Origin of the sequence: Mesorhizobium waimense (genome assembly GCF_003601975.1) — a bacterium.
Taxonomy (GTDB): Bacteria; Pseudomonadota; Alphaproteobacteria; order Rhizobiales; family Rhizobiaceae; genus Mesorhizobium; species Mesorhizobium waimense.
Window position 1 is genome coordinate 112,502 of sequence record NZ_QZWZ01000017.1, and the last position, 25,520, is coordinate 138,021.

A 25,520-nucleotide genomic window follows, 5' to 3' on the forward strand; every position below is an offset into this window, starting at 1 on the left:
GGCCAACTGTCTGCTGCTCGGCGCTGAGCGGATCGAGATGATCCAGCACGTCTTCTGCGTGCGCTGCCTGATCGCGGGGTTCGTTTATCAATGACCATCCATGACCTTCCCGATGCCGCCGGAGAGCCGGGCGACACTTCAGGCCTGTCGCGGTTCGCCGCGGCAATCCGTTCACGCATGGTAGGTCCCGGAGGATATTACAATCTCGGCAATGGGCTCGGGCTGGCGACGGGCGTCACGGTCCAGATCGTTGCCGTGCCGCCGGGTTCCGCCCTGAGTGGCTATGCCGCGCTCCTTGATTATTTCGTCGGCAGCATCGCTGCCCTGTCGCTCACCCTGGCCACGCTGGTCTTCTTCTGGAGCGGCGAGATCTACTGCCGCGCCTGGGCCAGGAAGCCGCCCCCAGACGCGTCCCTAAACCGCCTTGGCGACATGACGTCGGGGGTCGGGGCGATCGGACTCGGCATCGCCCTGTTCCTGTTCGGCGAACCTGTGCTTGCGGCGACCTCGGGCTTGCTGCATGCGCTCGGCAAGTTCGGCAGCGCCTTCGAGGACGGCAAGCCGTTGCCCGGCTGGCCAGCCAACTGGCCCAATCCGTTCCGGAGTGCCGTTCTGGCCAGCCGCCTGCCGGCGATGGTGTCGGCCGCGGTGGGGAGCGGCGGTGCCCTGCAACTGGCATGGTCGGGCGCTTCCTGGACGCTCGTCGCAGCGCCGCTGACATTGCTTGTCTGCTATCTGCTTTGGGCCAAGGCAGACCTGTTGCTGCTGCTCCAGGAGGTGCGAGCCGGGAGCGCGCTGGCATCGTCCTCCGGCAACCGAGATCGAATGTGACGGCCCATGTCGAAGACACAGGCCAACTGTCTGCTGCTGCTTGCCGCCGCCTTCTGGGGGTTCGGCAACGTCGCGCAGAAGACCGTGCTGGATCATCTCGATCCGCTTAGCGCCGTAGGCATGCGCTGCCTGATCGCGGGACTCTTGGCCGCGCCGCTGATGATGCTCGAACGGGGAAGAAGGCTCGAACCGGGCTACTGGACAAGTCTCATCAAAGTCAGCGCGCTATTTTCAATTTCCATTGCCATCCAGCAGGTCTCCTATCTCGGCACTTCGGTCACCAATGCGAGTTTCCTGGTGAGCACGGCAACGGTGATGACCCCGCTTGCGGCGTGGTTCCTGATCGGTGAACGACCGACCGCGGTCGTCGGCCTTGCGGCGGGCGTGACATTGGTCGGCGTGCTGCTTCTGTCCGGAGGATTGACCACCAGCTTCAGTCAGGGCGATCTCGCAGCGATACTTTCGGCCGCATGCTACGCGCTTTGGATGGTCGAGCTCGGCCGCCATATGCAAACCCACGGCGCTCCGGTCACTGCTGCCGCCGCTCAATTCCTCGGCGCAGCCGTCATCACCCTGCCGTTTGGCGCCCTTCACGGTAATCTATCGATGGCTGCCATCAGCGGCGCGGCTCCGGAACTCGCGGTGCTCGGCATCTTCTCGACCGCGGCCGCCTTCGGCATCCAGACGATCGCCCAACGGTTTACCTCGGCCAGCCATGCCGCCGTGATCGTCAGCGCAGAGAGCGTGTTCGGAGCGATAGGCGCGGCCATGTTTCTTGGGGAGCGGCTGTCGTCTGTCGGGGCTCTCGGGGCTGCGATCGTACTTGGAGCAATCATCTTGCTGTCGCTGTCAGTGCATAGATCCGAAATTGCAAAGCCGGTGCCGGCAGGCTGAAGATAGTCCCTTGGCGGTTCAAGTGGGGTGCTCGTGGGCGACGTATCTGGACCGTCACGGATTGAGGATCGAGCAAGGGTGGGCAATGGGCACGATACCGCGTTTGGGACTAGCCGGGACGCTTGCGACTGCGATGTTGTGGGGTCTCCAGGCAAACGCCGCAGACGTTGACGCGGCGATAGTATTCGCGGTCGATTTCTCGTCGTCAATCGATCCCGATACCGCCGAGCTGCAGCGTGAGGGTCATGCTGCGGCAATCACTTCGCCGGAGATCATTGCGGCCATTGCCCGCAACCATTTCGGCTGCATCTCCATTATATATTTCGAATGGTCAGGTCCGGGGCATATGCGAACCGTGCTACCATGGACAAACGTCTGCGGACTTGAAGATGCAGAAGCCGCTGCAGAGGAAGTAAAGGGTAAGGCCTTCGTTCACATAGCCGACGGTCGTCGCCTGCGGCCAGCCGTCCGGCCTTAGCGTTGCAATCGTCATGATCCGATGCTGATCCAACAGCGTCTCGATCTTGTTCCTGATCTCTTCGTTCATCCGTTGTCTCCAGCGTCATTGCTGACATCAACGCAATGGCGGGCAAGCGCGCCTCGGCCGCAATGGCTGATCCGGGTCAGGGCTTGCGGTAGAAGTCCTCCGTACGAAGAGCAGGCAAGGATCGACTCCGGTCAGTGGCTGATGGTCAGCTTATGAGACGCGCTGCCAATGACCGGTAGTGGCGCGACCGAGGCGGCCTGGGCATCGGCTCGGACTGTACCGCGGCGGAGCGTTCAACTTCTCAATCGGGTGGAAAGCGGAGCGCACTTATCTCGCGCCCGCTGCTCCGAAGATCCTTCGGACGACCTTGTCAGCATCCGCATCAAAGCAGCGGCCGTGACTGAGCACGATCCGCCGAGGTCGCCATGATTGAATCTTTCCGATCGCAGCGTTCGCCTTCCCTCTCTGGACAAGCAGCGGCACACGCATGCCGAAGAATATTCGGCCGTAGGGATGATACATCCCGGCAAGCTTGGTGGCCGTTCGCCATGGCTCGGCAATCTTGTTCAATTCGATGTTAATGATCGTGTCGGTGAGTATCAGCGTTCTTGAGACCTTGTGGAAGAAAATGAACTCCTTGAAATAGCCGCCAGGAAAGAGCAGCTGATCGATCTCCCGACGCCATTCTTCCGGCGCCCTGACGTCGAGGTCTCTCGTAAAGTCGACATCCACGTGCCGTGCCCGTGCCCGCCGGCGCACGCGTGGCGATGCCCAGGCGATCGTGTCAGGAAACGCTCTCGCCCATTCCCCGATGTGCGCATAGTGGAACTGGTTGGGCGACACGAGATGGCGAACCCTACCCAACCCGCGCAGCTCCTTGGCCAGCCTCTCGTCAAACTTGATCGGCGAATGGAGGAAGAGGTGGCCAGTCGAAAGGCGCACCACTGTCATTCGGGTCGTGAACGGGAGCGGCAGCCTGATTCCGCCTACAGTCAAATATTCGAATGGACCGTCGACGATGCCGATATCCGGCGCCAGCGGCTTATAGACGTTGATGGGTTCGTAGAGAGAGGCGCCCATGTGTTGTCGACCGCGAACATGCTGGGAACTGCCCAAACTACCGCGCGGGGCGCAGCCTGGCTAGCAGGCTAATTGTCCGCTTGGGGCCGGGAGCGGACCGGCAGCTTCTAGGCTGCAGACGTTAGCAGGCCGACATTCCGCGCTCCGCGAAATGCTCGCCCTGCGACCTCCCAAACTGTAGGTCTAGTCGGCACTTCGGGCCGGCGCGAGACAACCACATCAGCAAGCGTCCGAGCGTGGCGAGCATGTAGCGAACGCCGAAATCCCCCTGGCCTAGCCAGCGGTCTTCCCGATGCTGCGTTGGATCGCCGAACGACTGCATGACTTAGAGGAAGTCCATATACCCTTAGGAGCGCCTTCCGCGGGCGCCATAGGATGCGTCCGATGCCTCGCAAATCAAAATCCGTCGGGAGGAGCAAAGAAGCAGTTTGCGTGATCTTCGGTTGGGTGCAAGCAAATGTGAAAATGGCTGTCTCCGGACGGAATGGTGTCGCCATACGGAATTCGGAAAAAGTGTTGCCTTGTGACGAGGTGATGGTCGCCCGGATTGAGCAGCACTCTGAAACCATCAGGGCCGGTGCTCACACTGGTATTCGGAATTTCCTGGCAATCGCCTCTCTCTTGGTCGCCTCGGCAGCAAGCGGGTGGATAGGTCCATCCCGATTCGATGTCGTGGGCGCCAGCGCCATTCCAGCAAGACAGCATCGCTAGGGTAGCTGAGAAACACCAAGCGCGATTCATCTGTCGTGTTCCGGCGGACAGCAGGTGGCAAATCCGCCGGCAAGTGTGAGCGAAGTCCTGCCGGATGTAACGAAAGGACTCCGATCAAAGGGCGATATTTCCCCGATCGGCATCTTCGCAGGGCTCGGAACTCAGGTTAACAAAATGGCACTGAAAGGCCCCGCTCGTAGCCCAAGCGAAGGAGAGGCTCCCTTCCCTCTCTCGGAAAGCGTTTCCGATGCGCGTCATGCGAGTCGTCGCCTTGCCGCGTTCAACCCCGCGTCGCAATAAGAACGCACCGAGGAGGCTGGGAGAGGACCGGCGGCTTGTGACAGCGCTGCACCTGCGCGCGGTTCGGTCCGCGCTGGCTGGCTCATTCAGGAAGCCCTGCCGTTCGCAAGGCTGTTGCCAGCGCGTCCATCAAGTACGGCCGAAACAGGTTAGTTCGCACGTAGCCGCCGACCGAGAAATTCGGCGCCACCTCGATCAGTCGTCGTGCCGCAGAGTGCGCGGCTTCGACATTGCCAAGGCCGACGTGGCTGGCCGCCAGATAGGCGTACGGGATGCTGAAGCCGGGATTGGCCCGGACCGCCAGAGCGGCGTATCTGGCCGCGTCGGCAAAGGCTTCGGCAAAGAGGTGGGTCAGGGCGAGTGCGCAGTAGGGATGGTAGCTCAGCGGATCGTCGAGCGGGCTCAGCCGCAGCGCCTTGTGCGCATGTTCCACCGACCGCTGGTGTCGCTCGCTGTGGGCACTGACCAAAGCGCTGAAGCCAAAGGCCAAGGCCGAATTGTGGTTCAATGCGAGGGCCCGGTCGAGCACCTCGAGGGCGGTGTCGTAGTCCCGGGTGAGGTTCGCGCGGACGAACGCGCCGATGCTCATCGCCTGCGGGTCGTCGCTGTTGATGCCTAACGCAATGTCGGCGTGGTTGAGTGCGGCCGCCTTGTCTGCGGGATCCAAACCGTTGCGGAGGTAGCGCTGCTCGTAACACCATGCGGCGTAGCCATGCGCAGCGACATAGTCCGGCTGAAGCTCGATCGAGCGCGCCAGCAGTTGCAGGGCCTTGTCCGTCTCGACGGGCGTGTTCGCATGCGCGTGCGGCAGGGCCCGAAGGTAGAGATCGTACGCGTCCAGACTTTCGGGCCGCTTGCGGCGCGCGCGCTCGATCTCCGCACGACGGACACTCGGTTCGATCGAGCCCACGATCTGCTCGGTCAACCGATCCTGGAGTTCGAACACGTCCGTTACCGCGCCCTCGAACCTGTCGGCCCAGACATGAGTGGCCGATGCACCGTCGACAAGCTGGGCATTCATCCTAAGTCTCCCCCCGGACTGCCGCAAGCTGCCCTGCAGCAGGTAGCGAACGCGTAGTTCAGCGGCGATTGTGCGCGGATCGGCTTTCTCGCCCCTGAAGCCGAAGGAGGAATTGCGTGCGATGACGAACAGGCCCGGGATCTTCGAGAGGTTGGTGATGATGTCCTCGACCAGGCCATCGGCGAAGTAGTCATGGGGCTCGTCGCCGCTCATGGTGGCGAACGGCAGCACGGCGATCGAAGGGCCGACGAGCGCACTCTCGTCGCCACCCTCCAGCGACAGGCGGTAGCCCCGCCGCGAGACGGTGGCCAAGACCGCATGCCGTTGGTCGCCGAGCGCTCGCCGGATCTCGTGGATGCATTGAACGAGACTGTCGTCGGTAACGGCGGCGCCTCCCCAGACGGCTTCAAGCAACTCGGCCTTGCTGACCAGCCTGTTCGCGTTCTGGACGAGGTGGCGAAGGACCGCAAAGGCCTGCGGCCTGAGGGCGATTGCGTCGCCGTTGCCAAGACGGAGCGTCTCGCCTTCCAGGTCAACGACAACCTTGTCGTTGAGGACAAGGGTGGCAGTTGCTGGCGAACCGACCATGACGATCCCCACGTGTGACGGATTCCGTCGCCTAGCATACACTAGGACTTCGCCGACGGCTCTCCATCCTTTCAGGGCTCTGGCCGGCGCAATTTCGGCAAACGATCGGAACTCGCCCGTTACTCGGACGAGGGTCGTCGCAACGAAGCACGACCGCGCAGGAGGGGATAAACGATGTCTGCCACCCGATCTTGTCCGGTCGCTCCGCGATCGCTGCGTGACGCTACTGGTAGCCGCCATTTGCGGTTCGGTGCTTCCCGGGTCGACCGCGGCGGGTGAGTGTGATTTTTCATGGAATGAGGGCCCCGTTTTGGAGTGCGCCCCTGAAACCCTCGATAAGACCGCCTCTCGCCCCAGTCGCTAGCAAGAATCATTTGGCACGGCAGCTTTGGAGAAGTTTCAATGGCGCACTGAATGACCGATATGAGGCGCGTAGCATCCACGGCTCCACTCGGAAATGGAGCCGCTTCTGGTTATACTTCCGTGGCCTCGGAGAGTTCGAGTGCATCTTCTACGTCGACGCCGAGATACCGGACTGTGTTCTCGATTTTGGTGTGGCCCAGCAGAATCTGAACAGCGCGGAGGTTACCCGTCGCCTTGTAAATGATCGACACCTTAGTACGCCGCAGCGAATGCGTGCCGTATTCCTGAGGTCGAAGTCCGATCGCCGCAACCCATTCGTCCACGAGGCGGGCATACTGCCTCGTGCTGATGTGACCCGTTATGTTGATCCTGCTCGGGAATGCATAGTCGTCGACCGTACCGCCGCGCCGTTCCAGCCATGCGAGAAGACTGGAGCGTGCGTCGCTCATCAACTCGAACTGCACCGGTCGGCCTGTTTTCTGTTGCACGACCATCGCGCGGGGCCGAATCTCCGGCCCGAGAACCAAGGTGCCGATTTTGATCTTGACGAGATCGCAGCCGCGCAACTTGCTGTCGATCGCTAGATCAAAAAGGGCTCGATCGCGCAAGCGCCGCTCCCTGTCGAGAAAGAATCGGATCGCCCATATCTGTCGAGGTTTTCAGCGGGCGTTTCGTCCCGACTTTCTTGCCCGCGTTCCATGCACGGTGGTCGGGAGCGGTGGGGTCATAGTGCGAATGTCCCATATCTTTTCTCCTCCGCCATGATTGGCCACGGAAGGAACGCCCAGATGCTTTCCAGTTGGGGGCCGTCAGCGGAATGGCCGGTTGTCGGTAACTTCGCCCCGAAAGCGGAAGGGCAGGTTTCGGCCCATTGAAGTCATTCGACAACTGTCGGCGATTGAATGCGTTTGGCTCGAAGCAGACATAGTTTATATGGCGCGCCCTCAGATGAGCGCCATCTGCAAAATCGCGAAGGGTTGGTAGGCGCCGGAAACGTGCCGACCTGGGCTGGCGGGTGCAATGGCAGCAATACCGTGTCGCAGGTTGATAGTAATGCTTCTGCCTGCTGCATCGAGCAGCCTGGATGCTTTTCCATTTTTTCTGTGGGGATATCTGTCTGTGGGGTAGGCAATCTTCGGGTTGCCTAACTCATTGTTTTTTCTTGTTGGAGTGGCAGGATTTGAACCTGCGACCCCCTCGTCCCGAACGATGGAATTCACTTCAGAGCAAGCAGCATTGCCGTCAACGGTTTCGGTTGCCTTCCTCTCTGATCCAGCTGTGCCTCGCTTGGCGAGATCATGGAGACGCGCTACTGAGCGGTCTCGAATGGTCCCGTTTGCCGTTGAAAAAATGCTCTTCTAAGTCGGTTTTGGTGAGACAAGTCCGACGAAAAGCATAAGGATTCTGATGGGCTCATTCTGCCCCACCTTCAAAATTGACCATTGAAAAGGTTCATTTTTTGCTCCCCGGCTAGGGGCACCATTTTTCACGCAACAGCCTCGGGATTGAGTCGGGCTGAAGCGACAGAAGCGGGGTCTCGCCCCGCCTCTGCCGTCAACTGGACCCGTGAGCCACTACATCTTCATCGGTCCCGGCACCATCTTGGTCGGCTCCTCCGGCATCGGAAACGAGTAGTTTTCGCATTTCACGTCCGGGTTCGTCGGGCTGAACATTCCGTTAGGGTTGTCCTTGAACAGCCAGGCGTGCAGATCGTAGTGGTGGAACTCCTTCGGGATGAGCGGATAGTGCCCCTCCATCGGTCCCATGAACGTCTGTCCAAAGAGTTCCGGCGGCGCCTTGGTGTCGGGAGTCAGGGGCACCAGCCATTCCACTCCGACCAGGCGCAAGCCGCCATCGACCGGCTCGTAGATCAGAACGTTGGGGCGCATCGGATCGACTGTCGGGCCGATGCTGGGAACATTGACGAAATGAATGCCCATCGCGCCCTTCGGGTAGTCCATCGTTCCGGGTACCTTTTCTCCGCTGTAGGAGACGCATCCGACCGTCGACAGGTAGAGGTCGCGAATGGCGGCCTTGTAGTCTTCATATTTGGCCAGCGATTGTTTCAAGGCGTCGATCTCGGCCTTGTTGGGTTCTGCGGCCTGAGCTGCGGCCGCGCCCAGACATACGCCGACGAGACCTATCGAAATGAGGATCCCGCGACGCCCAAGACTAGCTATCTTCGTCATGCACTCCTCCCAGATTTTGGTTCTGGCCGTGCAAGACCGAGGCGCAAATGATGCTAACCGCGCGGCCAACTCTACCGCCTCGTCCCCGTTGGAACTGTATCGATGCTAATCCTTCCCACTGCGTGGGAACAGCAACCCTTATGACTTAAGCCAAAAGGCTCGTTGGTCGGAAAAGGGCACTCGAAAAAGTCGGAAAACCGCTACGCACTTTTCCTAAAGTCGCTCTAGCGCCGCCCCAGCAGGCTCTTCATGCGGTTGCGCAGCAGGCGCGCCATGTTGCGGGTTTCGCGGTAGAGATGCAGCTGCGACGCCGCCTGGCGCACCTGGCGGTCGGCGTCCGGCGAGAGCCCGATCACCAGCGTGCCCATCGGCTTGCGCTCGCTCCACAGCCGGCTCATCACCGGATGGTCGGGCACGGCGCAGGAATCGGTCATCACGATGTTGGGATCGTCGAGATGCTGCCTGGTGACCTCGATCATCAGCAGCGTGCCCGGCGAATAGGCCGACAGCGTCTCGTCATAGGCTGTCTTCCAGGTATAGGCGACGCCGGCCTCGACGAAAACGATCAGGCAGGCGACGGCGCGGCCGTCGAGCGTCAGCGAGTGGATGCGGCAGAGATCCTGTTCGGCCAGCCGGTGCACGGCCTCGCGGGCGAAGGCGGCGCGGAAGCGGTCGATCGCCATGGCCGTGCGCTCGCGGCCCTTCCAGCCCGCCGCCTCCAGCGTCAGGAAGCTTTCGATGGCATGGCGGATCTCGTCGGGCCCGCGCGCCACGACGTGCTCGAGCTTGCCAAGGTCGGCAAGGCGCCGCTTCAGGCGGCGGAATTCGCGATGGTGGTGCGCGCGCAGCGAGGCCTTGAGATACTCCTCGCCTTCGGCCTCGCTTTCGAGCACCGGGCGTTCCAGTCTGCCCGTGGTGACCATGGTCAGGCCGCGCGTCTCGGCAACAGTGGTGAGCAGGCTCTCGACCGGGCCGTCGAGCCGGATGTCGGGTAGCACAAAGACCTTCGGCAGCTTGAGATGTGGCCGCGACAGCATCGAGAAGAAATCCTCGATGACGCCGACCGGGTCGTCGCGGTCGACCAAAGGCGTGCCGATCGGACCGAACGGGCTCGACCAGGTGCGCATCACGGGAACGCCGAGCGGGATCGCCGGCCGCTCGACCGAGAACGGCACCAGGAGGCGCAGCCGGTTGCGGTATTCGTCGCCGTCGCGGATCACAGCGAGGCGCACTTCACGGTCTTCAAGCCTTGGCATCGCCGGGGCAAGGAAGCGCGGGTTGAAAAAGACGTTGGGTTCGATCGTGCGGGTGCAGAGATAGTCCAGTTCCTCGACCAGATCGAAGCCGGCAGAGGCCGGGTAGATGGCAAGCTTGCGCTCGGGCCGGTTGTTGGCGAGAATCTCGATATGGGCGGGATCGGCCTCGCGCGCCAGGCCGGCAAGGCCGGACACCATGGCGCCGGCGGGGCCGCCGCTGGTTTCCTCAAGCAACGGGACGGCGGCCATCAGGCGGCTCTCCTGGCGGGTACGAAGATGGCCATGACGATGCCGAGCTTGCGCCAGACTGTGAAGGACAGCGCGCCCGCCTCGAAAATCATGGCGAAGCTGGTGGCGATCGCCGCGCCCCACAGGCCGAAATGCGGGATCAGCAGCACATTGAGGCCGATGTTGAAGGCCAGCGTCATGGCATAGACGGCGGCGCAGATGTTCTGGTTGCCGCTCATGGTCAAAAGGCTCTCGCAAGGGCCGACCGCGGCCCGCGCCACGACGCCGAAGACCAGCAGGAACAGCAGCGGATAGCCGGCGGTGAATTCGGGGCCGAACAGCACCAGCATCGGCTGTCCCAGCGCCAGCACCAGCAGCGCCATCACAAGCGAGGGCCAGAAGGTCCACGACACCGTCTCGCGGGCGAAGGCGGCAAGCTTTTCCGGCTCGCCATGGGTGAACTGGGCATAGCGCTGGGCAACGCCGGCCTTGACGGCGAAATAGACGAAATGCACCAACGCCAGCGTCTTGACGGTGGCGAAATAGACGGCGACGTCATTGGGCTCGAGATAGGCGCCGACCATCAGCACATCGGCATTGGTGAGCAGGAAGAAGAAGCTCTCGACCAGGAAGATCGGCAGCGAGACGACGAACCACCGCCCAAAATGCACCTTCATCGGCCCGGTCGGGATAATCCGTTCCATGCGCGAGGTGACGCCGATCAGTTGACCGAGCGTGGTGACATAGGTTGCGGCGATCGAGGCGAAGATGGCGGTCCTGGCGTCGGGTGCATAGCCCAACGTCAGCATCAGCGCCATGAACGCCAGGATCAGCACCGGCCGCACAAGATAGGTCGGCGACAGCGCAAACAGCGCCCATGAGTTGGCGCGCGACAGCCCTTGCAGCAAGTCGCCCATCGCGATCATCGGCAGGCAGAAGACGCCGAGGATGAAGGGCACGACGTAGTAGTTCTCCAGCCAGGCCGAGCCCAGCCAGACGCCGAGGGCGCCGAGCCCCGCGATCACCGTCGAAGCGATCAGCACGAACAGGCGGCTCGCCACCACGATGCCGCGCAATTCGGCCAGCATGCCGCGCTCCCGGTATTCGGGAATGAAGCGGATGACCGAGGTGTGGAAGCCAAGGCAGGCAAGGTTGCCGACGATGACCATCGTCACCCAGACGAGGACGAAGATGCCGTATTCGAACGAGCCAATCCAGCGCGCCATCAGCACCTGGCTGACGAAGGCGATGACGGCGCTGATGATACGGATGGAAAAGGCGATGACCGACATGCGACCGGCCTCGCCGCGCTCGTCGGCGGTGAACAGCACGGCGTCGATCCGGTCAAGCAGCGGCACCATGCGCAGCGCCAAACGCTGCGGCAAAAACCGCTCGGCTGTCGTGGCCGCGGAAAAGCGCACCCCGATCACACTCCGTTTTCCGCCTCTTTTTCTGCATTTCGGTCTATCCGAAACACCTTAAGAAACGGTTGGGTGAGGAGCGGTCCGCACGGCGGACGACCCGGCGACACCGCGGGCATGAAGGATTCCCACAGGCTGCTGCTGAACGCCGGCGCCACCCCTCATCCGACCCTGCGGGCAAGCCCTTCGCTATCGCTCCGGGCGTTCGTTGTTCGAAAAGCCAAACAATTGGCTTTTCGTCCGCTGCGCGGACCACGCCTCACCCCCGTGAACGGGGGGAAGGAAGAGAGCCCGTTAGGCGAATGCGCCGTGGCAGTGCTTGTATTTCTTGCCGGAGCCGCAGGGGCAGGCTTCGTTGCGACCGACCTTGCCCCAGCTCGCGGGGTTGTTCGGATCGCGGTTCTCGGGAGCGACGATGGCGTTGCTCTCCTGGCGGACCAGAAGTGCGGTCTCGCCGCCTTCAAAGTCGTCCTCGCCGGTGGTGCCGTCGATATGGCTGCCGAACATGTCAGGTGCTTCCGGAGGTGGGGCTTCCGCCGCCTGGCGCACCAGCTCGACGCGCATCAGCTGCGCGGTGACGGCCTGGCGCAGATTGCCAAGCATCGCCTGGAACAGCTCGAACGCCTCACCCTTGTACTCCTGCAGCGGGTCGCGCTGGGCGTAGCCGCGGAAGCCGACGACCGAGCGCAGATGGTCGAGATTGACGATGTGCTCGCGCCACAGATGGTCGAGCGTCTGCAGCACCACCGAACGCTCGACATAGGCCATCACGTCGGGGCCGAAACGCTCGGCGCGCTCCTTGGCGGCAGTGTCGGCGGCTTGGGTGATGCGCTCGCGGATGTCGTCCTCGGCGATGCCTTCTTCCTTGACCCATTCCTCGACCGGCAGGTCCAGGTTGAGGAATTCGGCCACCTCGGCCTTGAGGCCGGCGACGTTCCACTGCTCGGCATAGGCATTTTCAGGAATGTTCTTGGCGACGATCTCTTCGATGACGCCTTCGCGCATTTCGCCGATGGTCTCGGACAGGCCTTCGCCGTCCATCAGTTCGATGCGCTGCTCGAACACCACCTTGCGCTGGTCGTTCGAGACGTCGTCATATTTCAGGAGGTTCTTGCGGATGTCGAAGTTGCGCGCCTCGACCTTCTTCTGCGCCTTTTCCAGCGCCTTGTTGATCCACGGATGGATGATCGCCTCATCTTCCTTGAGGCCAAGCTTCTGCAGCATGCCGTCCATGCGCTCGGAGCCGAAGATGCGCATCAGATCGTCCTGCAGCGACAGGAAGAATTTCGAGCGGCCGGGGTCGCCCTGGCGGCCGGAACGACCGCGCAGCTGGTTGTCGATGCGGCGCGATTCGTGGCGCTCGGTGGCCAGAACGTAGAGGCCGCCGGCGGCAAGCGCCTTTTCCTTCAGCCTGGCGATGTCGTCGCGGATTTCCTTTTCCTTGGCCTCGCGCTCCGGACCTTCAGGCATGTCGCCGAGTTCCTCGGCAATGCGCATCTCGGCATTGCCGCCGAGCTGGATGTCGGTGCCGCGGCCGGCCATGTTGGTGGCGATGGTGATGACGCCGGGCTTGCCGGCCTGGGCGACGATGGCCGCCTCGCGCTCGTGGTGGCGGGCGTTCAGCACCTCGAAGTCCTTGAAGCCTTCCTTGCGCAGCCGTTCGGCCAGCTGCTCGGATTTTTCAATGGAGGTGGTGCCGACCAGCGTCGGCTGGCCCTTGGCGCTCGCCTCGCGGATCTCCTTGACGATCGCCTTGTATTTTTCCTCGACGGTCCGATAGACCTCGTCGTCCTCATCCCGGCGGATGACCGGCAAATTGGTCGGGATCTCGGTGACTTCGAGATTGTAGATGTTGCCGAATTCCTCGGCCTCGGTCAGCGCCGTGCCGGTCATGCCGGCAAGCTTCTTGTAGAGGCGGAAATAGTTCTGGAAGGTGACGGAGGCCAGCGTCTGGTTTTCCGGCTGGATCGCCACGTGCTCCTTGGCTTCGAGCGCCTGGTGCAGGCCTTCGGAATAGCGGCGGCCCGGCATCATGCGGCCGGTGAACTCGTCGATGATGACGATCTCGCCGTTGCGCACGATGTAGTCCTTGTCCCTCTGGAACAGCCGGTGTGCCTTCAGCGCGTTGTTGACGTGGTGGACGATGGCGACGTTCTCGACGTCGTAGAGCGATTCGCCCTTCAACAGGCCGGCCGCGCGCAGCAGGTTCTCCAGCTTCTCGGTGCCGTCCTCGGTGAAGATCGAGGTCTTCTGCTTCTCGTCGATCTCGTAGTCGTCCGGGCCAAGCTGGAGCATGTAGGCGTCGATGGTGTTGTACATTTCCGAACGGTCCTCGAGCGGACCAGAAATGATCAGCGGCGTGCGCGCCTCGTCGACCAGGATGGAATCGACCTCGTCGACGATCGCGTAGCTATGGCCGCGCTGCACCATCTGGGCGCGCTCGTACTTCATGTTGTCGCGCAGGTAGTCGAAGCCGAGCTCGTTGTTGGTGGCGTAGGTGACGTCGGCGGCGTAGGCGACGCGGCGCTCTTCGTCGGAGAGGCCATGGACGATGACGCCGACCGTCAGGCCGAGGAATTTGTAGACCCGGCCCATCCATTCGGAGTCGCGGGTGGCGAGATAGTCGTTGACGGTGACGACGTGGACGCCATTGCCGGCGAGCGCATTGAGATAGACGGGCAGCGTCGCGACCAGGGTCTTGCCTTCGCCGGTCCGCATCTCGGCGATGCCGCCATTATGCAGCACCATGCCGCCAATCAGCTGCACGTCGAACGGGCGCATGCCGAGCACGCGGCGCGCAGCCTCGCGCACCGTGGCAAAGGCAGGAATCAAGAGATCATCGAGGGAAGCGCCGTTGGCGATGTCCTGGCGGAATTTCTCCGTGCGGCCCCTGAGATCGGCATCCGAGAGCGCCCGCATCTCGTTTTCCATGGCGTTGATCGCCTCGACGCGCGGCCGGGTCGACTTGACGCGGCGATCGTTGGAGGAGCCGAAAACCTTACGGGCGAGACCGCCGAGACTGACCATCCAATGGCCCTTTCGATAGCATTCCTAATCATTGCGACGGGCGCCGGCCGGCCCCATCAATTCCGCGTGAAACGCGGACAAACGCAAAAAGCGCCCGGAAAACGGTTCTGGACGCAAAGTCGTTGGACAGATAAGAGGGGGCTCAACTGATGTCAACGCCGCGCACGCCCTGCGGGCCGCGCCAAATTCCGCCACAATCCGGCTGATCTGCAAGCCATTTCGCTCAAGCAACCCCCACCGGCAATCCCCATCGGAGTTAACTTAATGTCCTTATCGTTTCGCCGTGCGTCGCTGGCCAGCCTTGGCCTGGCATTCGGGCTGTCGGCTCTGTCGCTGTCGCCCCTGATGGCGCAGGAAGCCGCCCCCGCCCAGCCGGCAGCACCGGCCCCGGCGGCCGCACCGGTCGACCCCAACGCGGTGGTCGCCACCGTCAACGGCCAGACGCTGACCGAGGCAGACCTTGGGCTTGCCGAAGGTGAGCTGTCGCAGCAGTTTGCTCAGCTTCCGCCCGAACAGCGTCGTGCGGCCGCCCTTTCGGCGGCCATCGAAATCCGCATCATGGCCGCTCAGGCGGTCACTACCGGCCTCGACAAGGATCCTGATTTCCAGCGCCGCATGGCGTTCCTGCAGCAGCGCGCGCTGCATGGCGAAATGGTCGAGAAGGGTGTCGTCGACAAGGTCACGGACGCCGAGGTGCGCGCCCGGTACGACCAAGAAATCGCCAACACGCCGCCGGTCAACGAGGTGCATGCCCGTCACATCCTCGTGAAGACGAAGGAAGAGGCCGTGGCGATCATCAAGCAGCTCGATGGCGGCGCCGACTTCCAGAAGCTCGCCAACGAGCACACCAGTGATCCGAGCGGCAAGTCGAATGGCGGCGATCTCGGCTGGTTCGGACCTGGCCAGATGGTGCCGGAATTCGACAAGGCAGCGTTCGCGCTCGAGGTCGGCAAATACACCAAGGAGCCGGTGCAGTCGCAGTTCGGCTGGCACGTCATAAAGCTCGAGGACAAGCGCACCAAGCAGCCGCCGGCGTTCGAAGAGGTCAAGGACCAGGCCAAGCAGGCGGTCATCCGCGACAAGTACTTTGCGCTGGTCAAGTCGCTGCGCGCCGCTGCCAAGGTCGAGATTCCCGACGCGAACCTGAAGAAGGCCGTCGACACGATGGAAAGCGCCAAGTAAGGCGGACAGAACTTCGAAAAAGGGGGCGCGGCAACCGGGTTGCCGCGCCCTTTTTCAATCGGCCGGCTCGGCCGCGGTTTTACCTAGAGCGGCTCACCGTTTCACGGAAACGGAGAGCCGCTCTATCTCTTTGTTTTGACGCGATTCCGGACGGAAAACCGTTTCACACTTTTCCTGGAATTGCTCTACCGGGCGCTGCTATGCCTTGCGTCAAATAACGGACCGCCTTGCGTATCGTCGCTTCAGGCGCGTCGAGCCGGTTGGTCAGCAGATGCTTCCAGGCATAGGAGGCCACAAGGTCGGCGACCAGCGCCGAATCGATATCGGCCGCAAGCTCGCCCCTTGTCTTCGCGCGCTCGATGATCCGGCCGGTGTGGGCTCGGCGTCCACCGGCGTACCCGGCAAGGGCAACGGCCGCGGTTTCATCCGACTGCGCCTCGGCGATCAGCGATCTAAACACATTGCCCGAGGACGTCTCGCGCCAATGCCGGAACAGGTTGTTCAGGAAGCCGACGAGGTCCTCCTCGAGATTGCCGGTATCGGGAACGGCGACGCGCTTACCCCGCTGATAGACCTCGAGCAGCAGGGCGGCCTTGCTCGGCCACCAGCGGTAGATCGTCGGCTTTCCGGCCCGCGCCCGCCGCGCCACCGCCTCGATCGAGAAGCCGGAATAGCCGGCCTCGGCCAGCACGGCCTCGGCGGCCGCGAGAATCGCATCGGCGCTATCGGGATTGCGCCTGGCGCCAATCGACCTGCGCCCCTGATGCGCTTGCTCACTCATCTGCTTTTCCTTGCGGGCAGTTTTCGCCGGAATCATACAAGACCCGCGGTGAAACGAAACGATCCGTTTTAGCGGGTCGTCTCTCGACTGGGACAAGGATAAACGCGACGGTCACTCCGCGGGGACCGCAGAAATCTCGGACGCCTATTTCATGGCTTGCGATGTTTCCGAAGCGATGCGCCATTGACCATCGCGCATGACAAGCCGCGGCGACGCCAACGGATTTAAGGTGCAAGCTTCCGCAGTGGGTCCGCGCGGGCCGCAGCAACGACGAAAACGCCCTTGCGCCGGCGCGTCGTATCGGGCAAACCGGCCTTCCCTTTGCGATTTTTCCCGCCCGAGGTCCCCATGTCCGCAACGATTTCGCCGCTGGCGCCAAAAAAGTATCCGAAAATGCCCGCGATCGAGGGCGTGCGCATCGCCACCGCCGAGGCCGGGATAAAATACAAGAACCGCACCGACCTGCTGGCCATGGTCTTCGACGCCGGCACAGCGGTCGCCGGCGTGTTCACCAAGTCGAAATGCCCGTCGGCGCCGGTCGATTTCTGCCGGCAGAACCTTGGCGCCGGCAAGGCGCGCGTGCTGGTCGTGAACTCCGGCAATGCCAACGCCTTCACCGGCCAGAAGGGCCGTGCCTCTACTGCATTGACCGGCGAAGCGGCGGCCAAGGCCGCCGGGTGCACGCCAGGCGAAGTGTTCCTCGCCTCCACCGGCGTCATTGGCGAACCTCTCGATACAACCAAATTCAGCCATCTGCTCGCCGGGCTGGTCAGGGACGGCAAGACTGATCTGTGGACCGAGGCGGCAAAGGCCATCATGACCACGGACACCTATCCGAAAGTGGCGACGGCGACGGTCAAGCTCGGCGATGCCGACGTCACCATCAACGGCATCGCCAAGGGTGCCGGCATGATCGCGCCCGACATGGCGACGATGCTGTCCTTCATCGCCACCGACGCACCGATCGCGGCGCCCGTGCTGCAGGACCTGTTGTCGCGCGGCACGGCCAAGACCTTCAACGCGGTCACCGTCGACAGCGATACCTCGACCAGCGACACGCTGCTCTTCTTCGCCACAGGTGCTGCCGCCAAGCGCGGCGCGCCCGCGATCAGCGACCCCAAGGATGCGCGCCTCGGCGCCTTCCGCCGCGCACTGGGCAAGGTGCTGAAGGCGCTGGCGCTGCAGGTGGTGCGCGACGGCGAGGGCGCCCGCAAGCAGGTCGAAGTCACCGTCACCGGCGCGAAATCGGCGCGCTCGGCCAAGCGCATCGCGCTGTCGATCGCCAATTCGCCGCTGGTCAAGACCGCGGTCGCCGGCGAAGATGCCAATTGGGGCCGCGTCGTCATGGCCGTCGGCAAGGCCGGCGAACCTGCCGACCGCGACCTTCTGTCGATCTGGTTCGGCGACAACCGCCTGGCGCATGAAGGCGAGCGCGATCCCGCCTATTCCGAGGAAGCGACGTCGGCCTACATGAAGCGCGACGACATTCGCATCCGCGCCGATATCGGCATCGGCCGCGGCAAGGCGACGGTGTGGACTTGCGACCTCACCAAGGAATATGTCGCCATCAACGGCGATTATCGGAGTTGACGGCCTTGGTTTCCAGACATCCGGCAAGCGTGCTTGCCATCGTGCGCCGCTACGAGGCGGCCGGCTTTCGCGCCTGGCCGGCGGCCGCCGTTCATTATGACGGCACCTGGGTGGTGCGGCTGACGGCCGGCCATCCGGCCAAGCGGCTGAACTCGGTCAATCCGCTCGATCCGGGCGATATCCAACACATTGCCGATCGCATCGGCCGCGCCAGCCGGCGTTTCGATGCCTATGGCCGTCCGCTGACCTTTCGCATATCGCCGCTGTCGGGTCCGGACCTGTCCAAACACCTCGACAGCGAAGGCTGGAGCAGTTTCGACGAATCGCTGGTGATGCGCCTGCCGCTGGCGGACGCGCAACTCGCCCCCGCCATGGACCAGATCCCGCTGAAGGACATCAGCCGCTTCATCGGCGCATCGCTCAAGGTCAGTGGCTCGGACGTGTCGCTGCGGCCCGGCCTGTCGGAGATTATCGGCGCCATCCAGCCCGAGGCCGGTCTGTTCGCGCTCGAAGAGGGAAACGAGCCGCTGGCGACGCTGATCTGCGTCCATGACGGCGATCTCGCCGGTCTGTTCGAGATCGCCACGGACAAGGCGGCGCGCAACAAGGGCCACGGCCGCAACCTTATCCTGTCGGCCCTGAAATGGGCGCGGCTGCGCGGCGCGCGGGAGGCCTGGCTGCAGGTGGAGGCCGGCAATGCGCCGGCGCTGGCGCTCTACCGTTCGCTGGGCTTCGAGGAAGTCTACCGCTATCACTATCGCCGGCCGGCCGCATGAACGACGTCAAACCAGCTGGCAAGCGTCTGCTTCTCGTCGCGGCCTGCGCCCTGGTCGATACCGACGGGCGCGTGCTTCTGGCGCAGCGCCCCGTAGGCAAGCAGCTCGCCGGCCTATGGGAGTTCCCCGGCGGCAAGGTCGAACCCGGTGAGACGCCGGAGGAGTGCCTGATCCGCGAACTGCATGAAGAGATCGGCATCGAGACCGAGATCCCGTGCCTGGCGCCGCTCACCTTCGCCAGCCATTCCTATGATGATTTTCACCTGTTGATGCCGCTGTTCATCTGCCGCCGCTTTCGCGGCATCGCGCAGCCGAAGGAGGGCCAGACGCTGAAATGGGTGCGGCCGCGCCAGATGCGCGACTATCCAATGCCACCCGCCGACGCGCCGCTGATCCAGTTCCTCATCGACCTGTTGTGATCGCCATCGTTTTAGTCAGCGTTAATAGAAGATTTATCCCGGTGTGAAAAATTGAGGCAAGGCCGGGCTTCGGCCAACATGCTTGGGAGCGACAGCATGAGCCTCGAGAAAGACTGGGACTCGATCCGGCCCGACCGCGGCTTCCGCGCCGCCGATGCCGGCATGGGCATATTGCGCATCACGCTTTTATTCGGCTCGGCCGCGGTGGCGCTGGCCCTGATCGCGACACCATTTCTCGACAGCCAAGCCCGATCGCAATCGGCCCGCGACAGTTTCGGCGGCCTCGACGCGATGAGCACGGGTTCGATCGGCCATCGCGACACCTATACGCTGCGCCGCAGCGTGCTGCAGCCAATGCCGAGTTCGGTGTGCGTGATCCGCAATGACGGCACGCGCAGCGGCGAATGCTGACTTGGTTAATGCTTTCCACGGAACCGGCCTGTTTCACCGCCTGTTAAGCCTTTGCCGTTAACCTTTCTTAACGGGTCGGCGCTAAGGTCCTGGCAAGAGGGATCGACGACCATGAAAAAACTGCTTCAACGGTTTATCAAAGACGAGACAGGTGCGACGGCCATCGAATACGGCCTGATCGTCACGGTTTTGTCACTGGCCATCGTTGCCGGCATCGGCCAGGCCAGCAACGCGATCCAGTGGCTGTTCAGCGACAACAACAGCAAGCTTGCGAACGCCTTCGCCCAATGATTGCATCGCCGGGCGATCGCGCAAGCACGATCAACGCCGGTCGGGATTTTCCAGTATCGTCTTCAGCGAGACCTTGGCCGAGCCTGGCTTCAACGGCTTCTGTTGCGAGGCATCGGGCGCCCAGCCGGACATCCAGACAATCGAAAAACTCGCCCTGACGCGGCCGTCGGCATCGGAGAACCGTTCAGCGTAGATCTCGGCGGTACGGGCAAAGAGCCTTCGCGTGCCGGGCTGCCTGCTGCGATCGACGAGCGCACTGGTCTCGCCCATGGCCCTGAGATCGGCGACGAGGTCGAACAGGGTGTCGTAGCGCACAGTCACCGTCTCGACATCGGTGACCGGCAGCGCCAGGCCGGCGCGTTGCAGGAGCGCGCCGGCATCGCGGACATCGGTGAACGGAATGACGCGCGGGCTGGCGCCGCCGTATAGCTCTGTCTCGGCGGCAAGCAGGCTCTCGCGCAATTCGGAAAGCGTGCCGGCACCGGCAAAGGCGCCGAGAAAGAGGCCATCGGGCCGGAGTGCCCGGCGGATCTGCACCAGCATGCCGGGAATGTCGTTCATCGCCTGCAGCGACAGGAGAGACACGACGAGGTCGAGGCTCTCCGGTTCGAACGGCACGGTTTCCAGCGGCGCCACCAATCCCTGCCGGCCACCCAGGAAGAGCGGGTCGGCTTCCACCCGCACGATTTCCGTCACCTTGCCGCTTTCGGCGAGCACCTCGGCTGCCGCCACCGTCTGGCAATACAGCGCCGCCGCCTTGACGAATTTGCGCTCGACGGCACCGAGCCGGTCGGCAAGGTCTTCAGCCGCGCGCCGCATCAGGAAATCGGCGCCGCCAATGGGGCGGGCCAAGGCGCGGCGCTTGTGCGCCAGCCACAGCGGCGTATCGATAAGAGGCTGCAACGGACGGGTTCCTGTTTTCCGCACTCCGAAAGAGTGGTTCCATGGTAGCGGAGAACCAACCACGTGGCCGATCCGATGCCGAAGATCAAGACCGTTGCGATCAGGAGCGCTGCGCTAAAGGCCTTGGCCTTGCCGACGCGCATCCTGTTTCCACCGGTCTGCGCCGGCTGCCGCCGCCATGTCTCGCAGCCCGGCGTGCTCTGCGGAGCGTGCTGGCCGAAGCTCAGGCTGCTGGAGCGGCCATGGTGCGCGGTCATGGGCACGCCGTTCGCCCATGACATTGGCGAAGGGTTCCTTTCCGCCGAGGCGATCGCCGATCCGCCGCCTTTCGAGCGCGCACGGGCTGCGGTCGTCTATTCGGGGTGTCGCCCGCCAGATGGTGCAAGGCTGAAATACCAGGACCGCACCGACCTGGCGCCGTGGATGGCGCGCCGGGGCAGAGCTGATCGCCGAGGCTGACGCGGTCGTGCCGGTTCCGTTGCACTGGCGACGCTTCTTCCGGCGGCAGTTCAACCAGTCGGCGGAACTGGCAAGGGCCGTAGCGCATCTCAGCGACCCGCCGTTCTCACCCTCCGCGATCCGGCGCGTGAAGCTCACCCGTCAACAGGTCGGGCTGGACCGGCAGGTCGCTGAGGAGAATGTGCGTGCGGCCTTCCGTGTGCCCACCGAGGCGCAAATCGAGATCGCCGGTCGGCGGGTGCTGCTGATCGACGATTTCTACACCACCGGCGCCACCGTGCGTGCGGTAGCCAAGGCGCTGAAGCGGGGCGGTGCCGGAGCGGTCGACGTGCTGACCTTTGCGCGTGTGCTGCCGGGGGACTTTCGGGCCGACGAGTCCGCGACTATATAGATTGAAATTGCTGTTTTTGTGCATGCCGTTGTACAGCTACGCGGGTTCCGGGTGACGTGCATAGGATTTCTGAGCGATGGTCGATGTGACGATCTATACGCGCATGATGTGCGGTTATTGCACGGCAGCCAAGCGGCTGCTCGAGCGCAAGGGCGTCGCCTACAAGGAGCACGACGCCTCCTTCTCGCCGGAACTGCGCCAGGAAATGATTTCCCGGGCGCGCGGCCGATCGACCTTTCCGCAGATTTTCATCGGCGATACGCATGTCGGCGGCTCCGACGACCTCCACGAGCTGGAGGCCGAGGGCCGGCTGGACAGGCTGCTTGCCAACGGCTCGACCACATAAGGACATGACCATGGGTGCTTTCAAGGCAGCGGCGATCCAGATGCGTTCAGGTGAGAGCCCGCAGCGCAACGCGGTCGACCTGGAGCGGCTGGTGCGCGAGGCGGCAGGCCAGGGCGCGACCTATATCCAGACCCCGGAAATGACCGGTGCGTTGATCCGCGACAAGGATGCACGCGCTGCTTCCTTTACCTCCGAGGACAAGGACATCGTCGTCTCGACCGCGCGCAGGCTGGCGAGCGAACTCGGCATCTTCCTGCATATCGGCTCGACTGCCATCTTGCGCGCCGACGGCAAGCTTGCCAACCGCGCGCTTTTGTTCGGGCCGGATGGCGCCACGCTTGCCACCTACGACAAGATCCACATGTTCGACGTCGATCTCGACAATGGCGAGAGCTGGCGCGAATCCGCCGCCTACGAGCCGGGCACCGAGGCCGTCGTCACCGAGATCGATGGCGCCCGGCTGGGCTTTGCCGTCTGCTATGACCTGCGCTTTCCGCAGCTGTTCCGCGCCGAGGCGCTGGGCGGCGCCGACCTCTTGAGCGTACCCGCCGCCTTTACGCGCCAGACCGGCGAGGCACATTGGCACGTGCTGCTGAGGGCCCGCGCCATCGAGAACGGTGCCTATGTGGTTGCCGCCGCGCAGGGCGGATTGCACGAGGACGGCCGCGAGACCTATGGCCATTCGCTGATCGTCGATCCGTGGGGCCGCATCATCGCCGAAGCCGCGCATGACGAGCCGGCGGTGATCGTCGCCGAGATCGATCCGGCGCAATCGCTTGCGGCGCGCAGGAAGATCCCCAATCTGAAAAACGCGCGGGATTTTGCCGTCAATGCCGGCTCGGCGGAAGCGCCGCGTCTGAGGGGTGCGGCTTCTTGATCCGATTTTCCCTGATCTGCGATCACGAACACGAATTCGAGGCGTGGTTCCGCAGCAATGATGATTTCGATATCCAGAAGAAGCGCGGCTTCGTCGATTGCACGAGCTGCGGCTCGCACAAGGTCGAGAAGGCGCTGATGGCGCCTGCCGTCTCGACCGGGCGCAAGCAGGAAAAGATCGCGCTGGCCATGGGCGAAGCGCAGAAGCAGGCGCTGGCGCAGCTGAAGGCCATGGCTGAGAAGGTGCGCGAGAACGCCGACTATGTCGGCGACAAGTTCGCCGAGGAAGCGCGCAAGATCCATTTCGGCGAAACCGATGCGCGCGGCATCTATGGCGAGGCGACGGTTGACGAGGCCAAGAGCCTGGCCGAGGACGGCGTCGAGTTCATGCCGATTCCGAGCTTTCCGGAGGATCGGAACTGAGCGTTTAGCTCAGGCTGCCGATCAGTTTTCCGAGCAGGTTGGCGAGTGTCTCCCGCTCGAGCCCAGTCAGGCCAGCGAGGATTTCGTGCTCGTTGACGACATGGGCGGCGACCGCTTCGTCAATCAGGGCGAGGCCTTTTGCGGTCAGTTGCACGACAATCCCGCGCCGGTCGTTGGGGTGCGGGCCGCGCAGGATCAATCCGGCCTTTTCCAGCCGATCGAGCCGGTTGGTCATGGCGCCCGACGTCACCATCGTCGCCTCATAGAGCTCGGTCGGCGTCAGCGCATAAGGCGCGCCGGACCGGCGCAGCGTCGCCAGCACGTCGAATTCGCCGGATTGCAGTCCGAAGCGGGCGAACAGCGGCGCCAGGCGCTCGCGCGCGATCAGCGAAGAGGCTTCGTTCAGGCGTCCGAGCACGGCCATCGGCGAGACGTCCAGATCCGGCCGTTCCCGCTTCCATTGCTCGATCGCCCTTGCCGCACGATCCATCTGTCTCACCGTTATGTATCTTGACGTTAAGAATATTTGCGTTATGTTACCTTAAGATATGACGCGGGCCAAGCGCTACGATGACGGGACAATCCGATGAAATTTCTCTGGGATTCGGCTCTCGGCCTGTTGGTCGTCACCGGCGGACTGCTCGGCCTGACGCTGCCGTTCGGCAAGCTCGCCACGGCGGCTGGCGTGCCGGCCATGGTCTGGGCCTTCGTCATCTCGCTCGGCGCCGGCGGCGTGCTCCTCCTGGCGTTGCTGCTGCGCGGGCAGAGGGTGAAGCTGACGCCGCACAGGCTGCGCTATTTCTTCATCACCGCTGCGGTGTCCTATGCCTTCCCCAATCTGTTGATGTTTTCGGCTATCCCGCATCTCGGCGCCGGCTATACCGGCATCATGTTCACCCTGTCGCCGGTCGTCACGCTGGTGTTCTCGATCCTGCTCGGTGTCAGGCGGCCCAACTTGCTTGGCGTCGCCGGAATTGCCGTCGGTTTCATCGGCGCAGTGATGGTCGCCATGACGCGCGGCGAGGCCGGGCAGCCGGCTGAATTCTTCTGGGTGGCGGTCGGGCTGCTCGTCCCGGTCAGCCTTGCCGCCGGCAACATCTACCGCACCGTCGACTGGCCCGAAGGCACCGGCCCGATCGAGCTCGCCGTCGGCAGCCATCTGGCCTCGGCAACGATGTTGCTTGCCGGAATTCTCGCCCTATTCGGCGTCAAGGCCTTTGCCCCGCTCGGCGACGTGTCGCTGGTGGCCGCCGGCCAGGTGGCGTCGGCCTCCGCGATGTTTGTCTTCTTCTTCCGGCTGCAGGCGGTCGGCGGCCCGGTCTATCTCAGCCAGATCGGCTATGTGGCGGCCGCGGTCGGCCTGTTTGCCGGCACGATCTTCCTCGGCGAACACTACCAGCTGCTGACCTGGGCCGGTGCGGTCATCATCACAGCTGGCGTGTTCATCACCACCAGGGCGCAGAACCAGGCCCGCGCGAAGGCGCAGAGCCAGGCGGCGTGAGCAGGTTCAGACCGAGCGCTTTTCCGCCAAAACCATGTAGTTGACGTCCATATCCTTCGACCGCTGCCAGCGGTCGGCAAGGGGATGGTAGACGACTCCGGTGCGGTCGATGATGATCAGGCCGGCGGCGCCAAGCGCCTTTTCCAGCTCTTCGGGGCGCACCAGCTTGCCGAACTGGTGCGTGCCGCGCGGCAGCCAGCGCAGCACATATTCGGCGCCGATAATGGCAAGGCCGAGCGCCTTCAGCGTGCGGTTGATGGTGGCCACGAACATGATGCCGCCCGGCTTGACCATCTGGCCGCACTTGGCCACGAACAGGTCGATGTCGGCGACATGCTCGACCACTTCCATGTTGAGGATGACGTCGAATGTCTCGCCGGCGTCGGCCAGGTCCTCGGCGGTGGTGGCGCGGTAGTCGACGCTGACGCCGACCTCGGCCGCATGCAGTTTGGCGACTTCGATGTTGGTGGCGGAAGCATCGGCGCCGACCACTTCGGCGCCGAGCCGCGCCATCGGCTCACACAACAGCCCGCCGCCGCAGCCGATGTCGAGGAAGCGCAGGCCTTCGAAAGGCCTCGCCGCACGCGGGTCGCGGCCGAAGCGCGCCGCCACCTGGTCGCGGATATAGGCAAGCCGGACCGGATTGAACTTGTGCAGCGGGCGGAACTTGCCGTTCGGGTTCCACCATTCGGCGGCAAGTGCCGAGAAGCGTTCCACTTCTCCGGCATCGATCGTCGATCGTCGGGGCTCTGGCATAGGGCGGGTCTCCTCGGAC

The 25,520-nt window shown here is 63.4% G+C and carries 23 protein-coding genes and 4 pseudogenes; 14 read left to right on the forward strand and 13 right to left on the reverse strand.

Annotated features, from left to right (window positions below; translation table 11 throughout):
- The first annotated feature begins 90 nt into the window (after positions 1–90).
- The 3 genes and pseudogenes from D3227_RS21805 to D3227_RS21815 all read left to right on the forward strand — a co-directional run.
- Positions 91–831, forward strand: coding sequence for a hypothetical protein (locus D3227_RS21805; RefSeq protein WP_208646411.1), 741 nt, complete (start codon positions 91–93; stop codon positions 829–831).
- 6 nt (positions 832–837) lie between these two features.
- Positions 838–1,725 (forward strand): DMT family transporter, encoded by an 888-nt coding sequence (locus tag D3227_RS21810; protein WP_120016362.1) that lies wholly within the window; start codon positions 838–840, stop codon positions 1,723–1,725.
- Positions 1,726–1,858: 133 nt separating this feature from the next.
- Positions 1,859–2,089: pseudogene (locus D3227_RS21815) on the forward strand (DUF1194 domain-containing protein); the annotation flags it as partial.
- 39 nt (positions 2,090–2,128) lie between these two features.
- On the opposite strand, the pseudogene D3227_RS44055 reads toward D3227_RS21815, so the two are convergent.
- The 9 genes and pseudogenes from D3227_RS44055 to secA all read right to left on the reverse strand — a co-directional run.
- A pseudogene (locus tag D3227_RS44055) lies at positions 2,129–2,272 on the reverse strand (pyridoxamine 5'-phosphate oxidase family protein); the annotation flags it as partial.
- Positions 2,273–2,539: 267 nt separating this feature from the next.
- Positions 2,540–3,292 carry a DUF4336 domain-containing protein gene (locus tag D3227_RS21825; RefSeq protein ID WP_120016363.1) on the reverse strand — a complete coding sequence of 251 codons (753 nt, stop codon included), beginning with the start codon at positions 3,290–3,292 and terminating at the stop codon, positions 2,540–2,542.
- A gap of 396 nt (positions 3,293–3,688) precedes the next feature.
- On the reverse strand, positions 3,689–4,033 hold the full coding sequence (locus D3227_RS42820) for a hypothetical protein (RefSeq protein ID WP_120016365.1): 345 nt from the start codon (positions 4,031–4,033) through the stop codon (positions 3,689–3,691).
- Between the two features lie 352 nt (positions 4,034–4,385).
- Complete coding sequence (locus tag D3227_RS21845; RefSeq protein ID WP_120016367.1) at positions 4,386–5,912, reverse strand: winged helix-turn-helix domain-containing tetratricopeptide repeat protein; 1,527 nt, start codon at positions 5,910–5,912, stop codon at positions 4,386–4,388.
- 473 nt (positions 5,913–6,385) lie between these two features.
- A pseudogene (locus D3227_RS21850) lies at positions 6,386–7,019 on the reverse strand (tyrosine-type recombinase/integrase).
- 830 nt (positions 7,020–7,849) lie between these two features.
- A complete protein-coding gene (locus tag D3227_RS21855; RefSeq protein ID WP_120016368.1) occupies positions 7,850–8,464 on the reverse strand; it encodes a hypothetical protein in 615 nt (204 codons plus the stop codon).
- Between the two features lie 224 nt (positions 8,465–8,688).
- Entirely contained in the window at positions 8,689–9,969 is a 1,281-nt protein-coding gene (locus tag D3227_RS21860; RefSeq protein WP_120016369.1) for a GNAT family N-acetyltransferase, read from the reverse strand.
- Positions 9,969–11,369 carry a lipopolysaccharide biosynthesis protein gene (locus D3227_RS21865; protein ID WP_120016370.1) on the reverse strand — a complete coding sequence of 467 codons (1,401 nt, stop codon included), beginning with the start codon at positions 11,367–11,369 and terminating at the stop codon, positions 9,969–9,971. Before D3227_RS21865 ends, D3227_RS21860 begins: the two co-directional genes overlap by 1 nt.
- A 294-nt stretch (positions 11,370–11,663) precedes the next feature.
- A complete protein-coding gene (gene secA / locus D3227_RS21870) occupies positions 11,664–14,396 on the reverse strand; it encodes a preprotein translocase subunit SecA (protein WP_120016371.1) in 2,733 nt (910 codons plus the stop codon).
- Between the two features lie 264 nt (positions 14,397–14,660).
- On the opposite strand from secA, the gene D3227_RS21875 reads away from it, so the two are divergent.
- Positions 14,661–15,578, forward strand: coding sequence for a peptidylprolyl isomerase (locus D3227_RS21875; RefSeq protein WP_120016372.1), 918 nt, complete (start codon positions 14,661–14,663; stop codon positions 15,576–15,578).
- 163 nt (positions 15,579–15,741) lie between these two features.
- Here the strand turns inward: D3227_RS21875 and D3227_RS21880 are convergent, their stop codons facing one another.
- Positions 15,742–16,359 carry a TetR/AcrR family transcriptional regulator gene (locus tag D3227_RS21880; RefSeq protein ID WP_120016407.1) on the reverse strand — a complete coding sequence of 206 codons (618 nt, stop codon included), beginning with the start codon at positions 16,357–16,359 and terminating at the stop codon, positions 15,742–15,744.
- A 348-nt stretch (positions 16,360–16,707) separates the two neighbouring features.
- Here D3227_RS21880 and argJ point away from each other — a divergent pair, with 348 nt between their 5' ends.
- The 5 genes from argJ (at position 16,708) to D3227_RS21905 (ending at position 19,846) form a co-directional block, all read left to right on the forward strand.
- The gene (gene argJ, locus D3227_RS21885; protein WP_120016373.1) at positions 16,708–17,949 is read left to right on the forward strand and encodes a bifunctional glutamate N-acetyltransferase/amino-acid acetyltransferase ArgJ; all 1,242 of its coding nucleotides are present in this window, start codon (positions 16,708–16,710) and stop codon (positions 17,947–17,949) included.
- 5 nt (positions 17,950–17,954) lie between these two features.
- A complete protein-coding gene (locus D3227_RS21890) occupies positions 17,955–18,725 on the forward strand; it encodes a GNAT family N-acetyltransferase (RefSeq protein ID WP_245451829.1) in 771 nt (256 codons plus the stop codon).
- The gene (gene mutT, locus D3227_RS21895; RefSeq protein ID WP_120016374.1) at positions 18,722–19,144 is read left to right on the forward strand and encodes an 8-oxo-dGTP diphosphatase MutT; all 423 of its coding nucleotides are present in this window, start codon (positions 18,722–18,724) and stop codon (positions 19,142–19,144) included. Before D3227_RS21890 ends, mutT begins: the two co-directional genes overlap by 4 nt.
- 96 nt (positions 19,145–19,240) lie before the next feature.
- The gene (locus D3227_RS21900; protein ID WP_120016409.1) at positions 19,241–19,555 is read left to right on the forward strand and encodes a hypothetical protein; all 315 of its coding nucleotides are present in this window, start codon (positions 19,241–19,243) and stop codon (positions 19,553–19,555) included.
- Positions 19,556–19,666: 111 nt separating this feature from the next.
- Positions 19,667–19,846, forward strand: coding sequence for a Flp family type IVb pilin (locus D3227_RS21905; protein WP_120016375.1), 180 nt, complete (start codon positions 19,667–19,669; stop codon positions 19,844–19,846).
- Positions 19,847–19,876: 30 nt separating this feature from the next.
- Here D3227_RS21905 and D3227_RS21910 read toward each other — a convergent pair whose 3' ends face one another.
- Positions 19,877–20,749, reverse strand: coding sequence for a methyltransferase domain-containing protein (locus D3227_RS21910; RefSeq protein WP_120016376.1), 873 nt, complete (start codon positions 20,747–20,749; stop codon positions 19,877–19,879).
- 75 nt (positions 20,750–20,824) lie between these two features.
- On the opposite strand from D3227_RS21910, the pseudogene D3227_RS21915 reads away from it, so the two are divergent.
- From D3227_RS21915 to D3227_RS21930, 4 genes and pseudogenes are all read left to right on the forward strand, one after another.
- Positions 20,825–21,599, forward strand: a pseudogene (locus D3227_RS21915) (ComF family protein).
- A gap of 76 nt (positions 21,600–21,675) precedes the next feature.
- Positions 21,676–21,945, forward strand: a complete 270-nt coding sequence (gene grxC / locus D3227_RS21920; protein WP_006199923.1) for a glutaredoxin 3 — start codon at positions 21,676–21,678, stop codon at positions 21,943–21,945.
- A 10-nt stretch (positions 21,946–21,955) separates the two neighbouring features.
- Positions 21,956–22,822: a carbon-nitrogen hydrolase family protein gene (locus D3227_RS21925; protein ID WP_120016410.1), complete on the forward strand. Its 867-nt coding sequence runs from the start codon at positions 21,956–21,958 to the stop codon at positions 22,820–22,822.
- Positions 22,819–23,244, forward strand: coding sequence for a DUF1178 family protein (locus tag D3227_RS21930; protein ID WP_120016377.1), 426 nt, complete (start codon positions 22,819–22,821; stop codon positions 23,242–23,244). Before D3227_RS21925 ends, D3227_RS21930 begins: the two co-directional genes overlap by 4 nt.
- 4 nt (positions 23,245–23,248) lie before the next feature.
- Here D3227_RS21930 and D3227_RS21935 read toward each other — a convergent pair whose 3' ends face one another.
- Positions 23,249–23,734 (reverse strand): MarR family winged helix-turn-helix transcriptional regulator, encoded by a 486-nt coding sequence (locus D3227_RS21935; protein WP_120016378.1) that lies wholly within the window; start codon positions 23,732–23,734, stop codon positions 23,249–23,251.
- A 96-nt stretch (positions 23,735–23,830) separates the two neighbouring features.
- Here D3227_RS21935 and D3227_RS21940 point away from each other — a divergent pair, with 96 nt between their 5' ends.
- A complete protein-coding gene (locus D3227_RS21940) occupies positions 23,831–24,745 on the forward strand; it encodes a DMT family transporter (protein WP_120016379.1) in 915 nt (304 codons plus the stop codon).
- Between the two features lie 6 nt (positions 24,746–24,751).
- Here D3227_RS21940 and ubiG read toward each other — a convergent pair whose 3' ends face one another.
- Complete coding sequence (gene ubiG / locus D3227_RS21945) at positions 24,752–25,501, reverse strand: bifunctional 2-polyprenyl-6-hydroxyphenol methylase/3-demethylubiquinol 3-O-methyltransferase UbiG (RefSeq protein ID WP_120016380.1); 750 nt, start codon at positions 25,499–25,501, stop codon at positions 24,752–24,754.
- Positions 25,502–25,520 lie beyond the last annotated feature (19 nt).

Bases quoted from the DNA above. Each gene is read 5' to 3' on its own strand.
- D3227_RS21805 (WP_208646411.1), top strand. From the start codon at position 91: ATGACCATCCATGACCTTCCCGATGCCGCCGGAGAGCCGGGCGACACT.
- D3227_RS21810 (WP_120016362.1), top strand. From the start codon at position 838: ATGTCGAAGACACAGGCCAACTGTCTGCTGCTGCTTGCCGCCGCCTTC.
- D3227_RS21825 (WP_120016363.1), bottom strand. From the start codon at position 3,292: ATGGGCGCCTCTCTCTACGAACCCATCAACGTCTATAAGCCGCTGGCG.
- D3227_RS42820 (WP_120016365.1), bottom strand. From the start codon at position 4,033: ATGAATCGCGCTTGGTGTTTCTCAGCTACCCTAGCGATGCTGTCTTGC.
- D3227_RS21845 (WP_120016367.1), bottom strand. From the start codon at position 5,912: ATGGTCGGTTCGCCAGCAACTGCCACCCTTGTCCTCAACGACAAGGTT.
- D3227_RS21855 (WP_120016368.1), bottom strand. From the start codon at position 8,464: ATGACGAAGATAGCTAGTCTTGGGCGTCGCGGGATCCTCATTTCGATA.
- D3227_RS21860 (WP_120016369.1), bottom strand. From the start codon at position 9,969: ATGGCCGCCGTCCCGTTGCTTGAGGAAACCAGCGGCGGCCCCGCCGGC.
- secA (WP_120016371.1), bottom strand. From the start codon at position 14,396: ATGGTCAGTCTCGGCGGTCTCGCCCGTAAGGTTTTCGGCTCCTCCAAC.
- D3227_RS21875 (WP_120016372.1), top strand. From the start codon at position 14,661: ATGTCCTTATCGTTTCGCCGTGCGTCGCTGGCCAGCCTTGGCCTGGCA.
- D3227_RS21880 (WP_120016407.1), bottom strand. From the start codon at position 16,359: ATGAGTGAGCAAGCGCATCAGGGGCGCAGGTCGATTGGCGCCAGGCGC.
- argJ (WP_120016373.1), top strand. From the start codon at position 16,708: ATGTCCGCAACGATTTCGCCGCTGGCGCCAAAAAAGTATCCGAAAATG.
- mutT (WP_120016374.1), top strand. From the start codon at position 18,722: ATGAACGACGTCAAACCAGCTGGCAAGCGTCTGCTTCTCGTCGCGGCC.
- D3227_RS21900 (WP_120016409.1), top strand. From the start codon at position 19,241: ATGAGCCTCGAGAAAGACTGGGACTCGATCCGGCCCGACCGCGGCTTC.
- D3227_RS21905 (WP_120016375.1), top strand. From the start codon at position 19,667: ATGAAAAAACTGCTTCAACGGTTTATCAAAGACGAGACAGGTGCGACG.
- grxC (WP_006199923.1), top strand. From the start codon at position 21,676: ATGGTCGATGTGACGATCTATACGCGCATGATGTGCGGTTATTGCACG.
- D3227_RS21925 (WP_120016410.1), top strand. From the start codon at position 21,956: ATGGGTGCTTTCAAGGCAGCGGCGATCCAGATGCGTTCAGGTGAGAGC.
- D3227_RS21935 (WP_120016378.1), bottom strand. From the start codon at position 23,734: ATGGATCGTGCGGCAAGGGCGATCGAGCAATGGAAGCGGGAACGGCCG.
- D3227_RS21940 (WP_120016379.1), top strand. From the start codon at position 23,831: ATGAAATTTCTCTGGGATTCGGCTCTCGGCCTGTTGGTCGTCACCGGC.
- ubiG (WP_120016380.1), bottom strand. From the start codon at position 25,501: ATGCCAGAGCCCCGACGATCGACGATCGATGCCGGAGAAGTGGAACGC.